Here is a 9,692-nt window from a genome sequence, read left to right on the forward strand (position 1 = left end):
CTCGTCACAAACCTTGCGCCCGGGGACCTTCAGATCCTCAGATTCCGAGTTCTTTGTCGATGAAGGCGAAGACCTCGTCGGGCGTCGCCTCCTGCAACTTCTCCGTCACGGTCCCGCTCTCGCCGTCCGCCGCCTCGGCCTCGGCCGTACGGGGCTCCGCCCACTTCGCCGCGAGGTCCCGCAGCCGGGCCGCGATGTCGTCCCGTGCCTCGCTGTCGGGGTCGAGGACGGACAGCGCGGACTCCAGCGCCTCGAGCTCCGCCAGCCCGGGGGCGGCGGCCGTACCGCCGTCGCCCACGATCCGGCCGCACAGGAACTCGGCGAGGACCGCCGGGGTCGGGTAGTCGAAGACCAGCGTGGCGGGCAGCTTCTGCCCGGTGGCGGCGGTCAGCCGGTTGCGCAGCTCCAGCGCGATGAGCGAGTCGAAGCCCAGCTCCTTGAACGCCCGCCCGGCGCCGACCTCGTCGGTCGAGGGGTGGCCGAGCGCGGCGGCCGCGTTGGTGCGCACGACCTCCAGGACGACCACGGACTGTTCGGCCCGGGAGATCCCGGCCAGCCGCTTGCGCAGCGTGTCCGCCGGGGATCCGTCCGAGGCCGTACCGGGCTCACCGGCCGTGGCGCCGGTCTCCCGCAGCCGCCGGACCTCGGGCAGTTCGCCGATGAGCGGGCTGGGGCGGACCGCTGTGTAGCCGTAGGCGAAGCGGTCCCACTGGATGTCGGCGACGGCCACGACCGTGTCGGCGTGGTCCAGGGCCCGCTGCAGCGCCGTGATGGCCGCGTGCGGCGCCATCGCCGGGACACCGCCCCGGTCCAGCCGCTCGCCGATGGCACCGTCGGCGGCCAGACCCGTCTCGCCCCAGCGGCCCCAGGCCACCGAGGTGGCGGGCAGGCCCTGGGCGCGGCGCTGTTCGGCCAGCGCGTCGAGGTAGGCGTTGGCCGCCGCGTAGTTGCCCTGTCCGGCGTCGCCGAGCGTGCCCGCGATACCGGAGAACAACACGAACGCGGACAGGTCCAGGTCGCGGGTCAGCTCGTGCAGATGGCGTGCCGCGTCGGCCTTGGGGCCGAGGACGGTGGCGAACCGCTCCGGGGTGAGCGCGTCCAGGACACCGTCGTCCAGGACGCCCGCGGCGTGCATGACCGCCGTGAGCGGCTGGTCGGCCGGGATGGCGGCCAGCAGCGTCTCGACGGCCTTCCGGTCGGCCACGTCACATGCGGCGACGGTCACCTTGGTGCCCAGTTCGGTCAGCTCGTCCCGCAGCTCGGCCGCGCCCGGCGCCTCCAGCCCACGGCGGCTGGTGAGCACCAGATGCTCGGCGCCGCCCGCGGCCAGCCAGCGCGCCACATGGGCGCCCAGCGCGCCCGTACCGCCGGTGACCAGCGTCGTACCGGCCGGCTTCCACGTCCGTACGGCGGGCGCACCGGCCAGCGGGGCGTGCGCGAGCCTGCGGGCGAACACCCCGGCCGCGCGCACCGCGAGCTGGTCCTCGCCGTCGGCCCCGGCGAGCACCCCGGCGAGCCGGACCAGCGCCCGCTCGTCGGGCGATCCGGGCAGGTCGACCAGACCGCCCCAGCGCTCCGGGTACTCCAGCGCCGCGGTCCGGCCCAGGCCCCAGACGAGCGCCTGATCGGGGGATTCCACGGTGTCCGTCTGCCCGACGGCGACCGCGCCCCGGGTGGCGCACCACAGCGGCGCGTCCACCCCGGCGTCGCCCAGCGCCTGGATCAGCGCGGCGGTGCCGGTCAGCCCGGCGTTGACACCGTCGGTGCCGGGCGCGGTGCCCTGGTCGAAGGCGAGCAGCGACAGCACACCCGAGACGGTCGCGGCGTCGGCCAGCTCCTCGCGCACCAGACGGGTCAGCGACGCGCGGTCCGACTCCACGGCGGTCGGGGTGATCTGCCGTACCTCGGCGCCGCGTTCGGTGAGCATCCGGACCGCGCCGAGCGTCCAGTCGTCGATGGCGGCGGACTCGGGCACGGCCAGCAGCCAGGTCCCGGACAGCCGCGGGGCCTGGCGCTCGGTCAGGGAGGTCCAGGTCGCGCGGTAGCGCCAGCCGTCCACCGTGGACTGCTCACGGGCCTGCTTGCGCCAGGTGGCCAGGGCGGGCAGGACGGCGCCGAGCGAGGACCGCTCACCGTCGTCCTCGAACGCGAGGGTGTCGGCCAGCGACGCCAGGTCCTCGCGCTCGACGGCCTCCCAGAAGCGGGCGTCGACGGCATCGGACGGCGCGCCCGACTCGTCGGCCGGGGTGTCGGCCGCCTGCGGCCAGTAGCTCTGGTGCTGGAAGGCGTACGTGGGCAACTCGACGCGCTCCGCGCCCGTCCCCTCGTACACCGCGTCCCAGTCGACGCTCACACCACGTGTCCACGCCTCGCCGACGGAGATCCAGAAGCGGTCCAGACCGCCCTCGTCACGGCGCAGCGACCCGATCGCGGCAGCCTCCCGGCCCGCGTCCTCGGCGGTCTCCTGCACGCCCATCGTCAGCACGGGGTGGGCGCTGGACTCGATGAACACTCCGAAGCCCTCGTCGAGCAGGCGGCGGATGGCGCCCTCCAGCTCGACGGTGCGACGGAGATTGGTGAACCAGTACTCGGCGTCCAGCTCGGAACCGTCGACCCACTCCCCCGTCACCGTCGACAGGAACGGCACCTCGGCCGCCTTGGGCTCCACGGGCGCCAGCAGTTCCAGGAGTTCCTCGCGGAGCAACTCGACCTGGGCGGAGTGCGAGGCGTAGTCCACCGGCACCCGGCGGGCCCGCACCTCATCGGCCTCACACGCGGCGACCAGCTCATCGAGCGCGGTCGGCTCACCGGAGACGACCACCGACGACGGCCCGTTGACGGCCGCCACCGAGATGCGCTCCTCGCCCCAGGGCTCGATCCGCTCACGCACGTCCGCCACCGGAAGCGCCACCGACACCATGCCGCCCTTGCCCGCCAGCACCCGGCCAATCGCCTGACTGCGCAGCGCCACCACCCGCGCCGCGTCCTGAAGCGTCAGGGCTCCGGCCACACATGCGGCGGCGATCTCACCCTGCGAGTGGCCGACCACGGCCGACGGCCGAACCCCCAGCGAACGCCACAGCTCAGCGAGCGAAACCATCACGGAGAACAACACCGGCTGAACAACGTCCACCCGCTCCAGTGACGGTGCGCCCTCCGCCTCGCGCAGCACATCCACCAACGACCAGTCGGTGAACTCTGCGAGCGCGGCGGCACACTCATCAATACGGGCAGCGAACACCGGTGAAGCATCCAACAGCTCCACGGCCATGCCTACCCATTGTGACCCCTGTCCTGGGAACACGAATGCGGCCTTGCCCCCGATTGAGGCCCCCTGCACCAGGTTGGGCAGGACCTGCCCCCTAGCGAGGGCGTCCAAACCACCGGTGAATTCGTCCCGGTCCGTGCCCACCAGCACCGCGCGCTGCTCGAAGGCGGCGCGGGTGGTGGCCAGGGAGTGGCCGATGTCCAGCGGGCGCAGGGCGGGGTCGGCGTCGAGGTGGGCCAGCAGCTTGGCGGCCTGGGCGCGCAGCGCCGCCTCGCTCTTGCCGGACACCGTCCACGGCAGCGCGCCGGGCCGCCGGGTCGCCGGCTCGGTCTCGTCCGGCTCCTCGGCCGGGGCCTGCTCGATGATGGCGTGCGCGTTGGTGCCGCTGAAGCCGAACGAGGACACCGCGGCCCGGCGCGGACGGCCGGTCTCCGGCCACTCCCGCGCCTCGGTCAGCAGCTCGACCTCGCCCGCCGACCAGTCCACATGCGGGGTGGGCTCCACGATGTGCAGCGACTCCGGCAGGACGCCGTGGCGCAGCGCGAGCACGAGCTTCATCACACCCGCGACACCGGCGGCGGCCTGGGCGTGGCCGATGTTGGACTTGATGGAGCCGAGCAGCAGGGGCTGCCCGTCGGGCCGCTCCTGGCCGTAGGTGGCCAGCAGCGCCTGCGCCTCGATCGGGTCACCCAGCGTCGTACCGGTGCCGTGTGCCTCGACCACGTCCACCTCGGCGGCGGACAGCCGGGCGTTGGCCAGGGCCTGCCGGATCACCCGCTGCTGGGACGGCCCGTTGGGCGCCGTCAGACCGTTGGAGGCGCCATCCTGGTTGATCGCGGAGCCCCGCACGACCGCGAGCACCGGGTGACCGTTCTTCCGCGCGTCCGACAGCCGCTCGACCAGCAGCATGCCCACGCCCTCGGCCGGGCTGAAGCCGTCCGCGTCCGAGGAGAACGCCTTGCTGCGGCCGTCGGAGGACAGTCCGCGCTGGCGGCTGAACTCGATGAAGGTGCCCGGGGTGGCCATCACGGTCACGCCGCCCGCGAGCGCGATCGTGCACTCGCCCTGGCGCAGCGACTGAACGGCCAGGTGCAGCGCCACCAGCGACGCCGAGCACGCGGTGTCGACGGTGACCGCCGGGCCCTCCAGACCGAAGGTGTACGAGAGGCGGCCGGAGACGACGCTCGCGGCGCTGCCGGTGGCCAGGTGGCCCTCGTAGCCCTCGGTGTTGCTGCGCATGACGATGGAGTAGTCGGAGCCGTTGGTGCCGACGAAGACACCGGACGGGGTGCCGTGCAGCGTGGCCGGGTCGATGCCCGCCCGCTCGAACGCCTCCCACGACGTCTCCAGCAGCAGCCGCTGCTGCGGGTCCATCGCCATGGCCTCACGCGGCGAGATCCCGAAGAAGGTGGGGTCGAAGTCGGCGGCCCCGGTGAGGAATCCGCCCTCGCGGGTGTAGCTGGTGCCCTGCGCGTCCGGGTCCGGGTTGTACAGGGACTCGATGTCCCAGCCGCGGTCGCCCGGGAACTCCGACAGCGCGTCGCCGCCGGAGGTGAGGAGCTGCCACAGCTCCTCGGGGGTGCGCACACCGCCCGGGAAGCGGCAGCTCATGGAGACGATGGCGATGGGCTCGTCGTCGGCGAGCGCCGCCGCGGTCGGCAGCGCGGCCACGGCCGCCCGCTGCCCGCCCGCGATCTCGGTGCGCAGATGGCGCGCGAGCACCGTGGGGGTGGGGTAGTCGAAGATCAGCGTCGGCGGCAGCTTCAGCCCGCTGGCGGCGCTGAGCCGGTTGCGCAGCTCGACGGCGGTGAGCGAGTCGAAGCCCAGCTCCTTGAAGGCCCGGCCCGCCTCGACGTCGTCGGCGCCCGCATAGCCCAGGACGGCCGCGACGGCGGTGCGGACCAGCTCCAGCACCAGCCGCTCCTGCTCGGCCTCCGGCACCCCGGCGAGCTGCTCGGCCAGCGCGACCGCGCCCGCGCCGTCCGCCTCGGTGTCCCCGGCCATGTCCTGGATGACGTCCCGCGCCTCGGGCAGGTCGTACAGCAGCGGACGGGAGCGGCCGGAGGTGAAGGCGAGAACGAAGCGCTTCCACTCCATGTCGACGACGGTCAGCACCGACTCGTCGCGGTCCAGCGCGTGCTGGAGCGCGGTGACGGCCGACCTCGGCGCCATCTCGATGACGCCGTGGCGGCGCATCCGGTCGCCGACGCCGCCCTCGGCCATCCCGCCCTCGCCCCACGGGCCCCAGGCCAGCGAGGTGGCGGGCAGGCCCTGGGCGCGCCGGTGCTCGGCGAAGGCGTCGAGGAAGGCGTTGCCCGGGGCGTAGTTGCCCTGGCCGGGCGCGCCGAAGGTGGCCGCGAAGGACGAGAACAGCACGAACGCGGAGAGGTCCAGCTCCCGGGTCAGCTCGTGCAGATGGCGGGTGGCGTCGACCTTGACCTTCAGCACCCGGTCCACCTGGTCCGGGGCCAGGCCCTCGATCACCCCGTCGTCCAGCACGGCGGCCGTGTGGACGACGCCCGTCAGCGGATACTCGGCGGGGATGCCCGCGAGCAGCGCCTCGACCTGGGCACGGTCGGCCACATCGCATGCGGCGACGGTGACCTTCGCGCCCAGCTCGGTCAGTTCGGACCGCAGATCCGCCGCGCCCGGTGCCTCCAGACCACGGCGGCTGGTGAGCACCAGATGCTCGGCACCGTTGGTGGCCAGCCAGCGCGCCACATGGGCGCCCAGCGCGCCCGTACCGCCGGTGACCAGCGTCGTACCGGTCGGCTCCCAGGACCGTACGGCGGGCGTGGCGGCCAGCGGGGCGCGCACCAGACGGCGTACCAGCAGCCCGGTGGCGCGGATCGCGACCTGGTCCTCCTCGGCCCCGGCGAGCACGGTCACCAGCCGGGCCAGCGCCCGCTCGTCGGGCGCCCCGGGCAGATCGACCAGACCGCCCCAGCGCTCGCCGTGCTCCAGCGCGGCCACCCGGCCGAGCCCCCAGACCAGCGCCTGCTCAGGGGAGTCGAGGGTGTCCGTACGGCCGACGGAGACCGCGCCCCGGGTGCCGGACCACAGCGGCGCGCCGATCCCCGCGTCGCCCAGCGCCTGCACCAGCGCGAGCTGCGCCGCCACCCCGGCGGGGACGGAGGGGTGCCGGGGGTGCGGGTGGCCGTCGAGGGCCAGCAGCGACAGCACTCCGGCGAACGGGATGCCATCGGTTTCCGTGAGCGCGGTGCGCAGCCGCTCGATCAGCTCGTCCCGGCCGTCGGCGTCGGTGTCCACGGCGATCCGCCGTACGTCGGCGCCGCGTTCGGCGAGCACACCGGCCACGGCGTCGGTCCAGGTGTCCTCGGTGGCCGGGGCGACGACGAGCCAGCCGCCGGACAGCCGCGCGGGCTGCCCGTCGGCGAGCGGCTTCCACGTGACGCGGTAGCGCCAGCCGTCCACCGTGGACTGCTCACGGCTCTGCTTGCGCCAGGTGGCCAGGGCGGGCAGCAGCGCGCTGACCCGCTCATCGCCGTCGACGTCCAGCTCGGCGGCGAGCGCCTGCCAGTCCTCGCGCTCCACGGCCTCCCAGAAGCGGGCCTCGACGGGGTCGGCGGCGGTGGCGGCAGCGGCGGGGGTGCCCCCTTCGAGCCAGTAGTGCTGGTGCTGGAAGGCGTACGTGGGCAGCTCGACGCGCTCGGCGCCCGTACCGTCGAACACCGCGTCCCAGCCGACGCTCACCCCGCGCGACCACGCCTCGCCGACCGAGGCCCAGAAGCGGTCCTGGCCGCCCTCGTCACGGCGCAGCGACCCGATCGCGGCCGCGTCCACACCGGCGTCCTCGGCCGTCTCCTGCACACCCATCGTCAGCACGGGGTGCGCGCTGGACTCGATGAACACACCGAAGCCCTCGTCCAGCAGCCGCCGGACCGCGCCCTCCAGCTCAACCGTGCGACGCAGGTTGGTGAACCAGTACTCCGCGTCCAGCTCGGAACCCTCGACCCACTCCCCCGTCACCGTCGACAGGAACGGCACCTGGGCGCTCTTCGGCTGCACCGGGGCCAGCAGCTCCAGCAGCTCCTCACGGAGCAACTCGACCTGCGCCGAATGCGAGGCGTAGTCCACCGGCACCCGGCGCGCCCGCACCTCATCGGCCTCGCAGGAGGCCAACAGCTCGTCCAGCGCCTCGGGCTCACCCGAAACCACCGCCGACAAGGGGCCGTTGACGGCCGCGACGGAGATCCGCTCCTCGCCCCACGCCGCGATCCGCTCCCGGACCTCCGCCACCGGAAGCGCCACCGACACCATGCCGCCCTTGCCCGCCAGCACCCGGCCAATCGCCTGACTCCGCAGCGCCACCACCCGCGCCGCATCCTGAAGCGACAGGATTCCGGCCACACACGCGGCGGCGATCTCACCCTGCGAGTGGCCCACCACGGCCGCCGGGACGACACCCAGCGAACGCCACAGCTCGGCCAGGGACACCATCACCGCGAACAGCACCGGCTGAACAACGTCCACCCGCTCCAGCGACGGCGCGCCCTCGGCGCCCCGCAGCACATCCACCAACGACCAGTCGGTGAACTCCGCCAGCGCCGCGGCACACTCCTCGATCCGCGCGGCGAACACCGGCGAGGCGTCCATCAGCCCCACCGCCATACCGGCCCACTGCGACCCCTGCCCCGGGAACACGAACGCCGTCCGGCCGCCGACGACGGAGCCCTGTGTGACGCCCGCCGCCATACCGCCCTCGGCCAGGGCGGTGAGCCCGGCCAGCAGGTCGGCGCGGTCGTGGCCGCGCACCACTGCGCGGTGGTCGAGCTGGGCTCGGGTGGTGGTCAGCGAGAGGCCCACGTCGACCGGGCTCGGCCCGGCGTCGGCCTCGAGGTGCGCCAGCAGTCGCTGCGCCTGGTCGCGCAGCGCCGCCGCGCTCTTGCCCGACACCGCCCACGGCACCACGTCCAGCCGCTTCGACGACGGGGCCGGTCGCTCGGTGGCTTCCTCGGCCTCCTCGGTCTCCTCGGCGGGGGCCTGCTCCAGGATGGTGTGCGCGTTGGTGCCGCTGAAGCCGAAGGAGGACACGGCGGCCCGGCGCGGGTGGTCGGTCTCCGGCCAGGGGGTGGTCTCGGCGAGCAGCGACACCGCGCCCGCCGACCAGTCGACATGCGGGGTCGGCTCGTCGATGTGCAGGGTCCTGGGCAGGACGCCATGGCGGATGGCCATGACCATCTTGATGATCCCGGCGACACCGGCCGCGGCCTGGGTGTGCCCGATGTTGGACTTGATCGAGCCGAGCAGCAGCGGCTGGTCCTCGGTGTGCTCCTGGCCGTAGGTGGCGAGCAGCGCCTGTGCCTCGATCGGGTCGCCGAGTGTCGTACCGGTGCCGTGTGCTTCGACGGCGTCGACATCGGCCGCGGAGAGGCGGCCGTTGGTGAGCGCCTGGTGGATGACGCGCTGCTGGGACGGCCCGTTGGGCGCCGTCAGACCGTTGGACGCGCCGTCCTGGTTGATGGCGCTTCCGCGCACGATCGCCAGCACCGGGTGGCCGTTCTTCCGCGCGTCCGACAGCCGCTCGACCAGCAGCATGCCGACGCCCTCGCCCCAGCCGGTGCCGTCCGCGGCGGCGGCGAAGGGCTTGCAGCGGCCGTCGGCGGCGAGTCCGCGCTGCCGGCTGAACTCGGTGAACGTCGAGGGGGTGGCCATCACCGTGACACCGCCCGCGAGCGCGAGCGAGCATTCGCCGTTGCGCAGCGCCTGGACCGCCATGTGCAGGGTGACCAGCGACGAGGAGCACGCCGTGTCGACGGTGACCGCCGGGCCCTCCAGACCGAAGGTGTACGACACCCGGCCGGAGGCGATGGAGCCGGAGCTTCCGGTGCCGAGGAAGCCCTCGACGCCCTCGGGTACGGAGTCGAGCCGCGAGGTGTAGTCGTGGTACATCACGCCCGCGAAGACACCGGTCCGGCTGCCGCGCAGCCCGGTCGGGTCGACCCCGGCCCGCTCGAACGCCTCCCAGGTGGTCTCCAGCAGCAGCCGCTGCTGCGGGTCCATCGCCATGGCCTCGCGCGGCGAGATCCCGAAGAGCGTGGGGTCGAAGCCGCCCGCGTCGTAGAGGAATCCGCCCTCGTTCACATAGCTGGCGCCCGCCTGGTCGGGGTCGGCGTCATAGAGCGACTCGATGTCCCAGCCGCGGTCCGTGGGGAAGCCGGAGATCGCGTCCTCGCCGCCCAGGACGAGCCGCCACAGCTCCTCGGGGGTGCGGACACCGCCCGGGTAGCGGCAGCTCATCGCGACGATCGCGATCGGCTCCTGGTGCCGCTCCTCGACCTCGCGAAGCTGTCGGCGGGCCTGACGCAGGTCGGCGGTGGCCCGCTTGAGGTAATCCCGGAGCTTGTCCTCGTTATTCACCATTGCGTCGGCTCCTTGCGAAGAGGGAGGGGGTGCTCATGTG

General features: G+C 73.7%; 1 protein-coding gene. It reads right to left on the reverse strand.

Going from position 1 to position 9,692, the window contains the following annotated elements:
- Window positions 1-37: 37 nt before the first annotated feature.
- Window positions 38-9,652, reverse strand: a complete 9,615-nt coding sequence (locus tag CGL27_RS18445) for a type I polyketide synthase (protein WP_119988539.1) — start codon at window positions 9,650-9,652, stop codon at window positions 38-40.
- Window positions 9,653-9,692 lie beyond the last annotated feature (40 nt).

This window comes from Streptomyces sp. 11-1-2 (assembly GCF_003595545.1).
In the GTDB taxonomy this organism is placed as follows: Bacteria; Actinomycetota; Actinomycetes; order Streptomycetales; family Streptomycetaceae; genus Streptomyces; species Streptomyces hygroscopicus_B.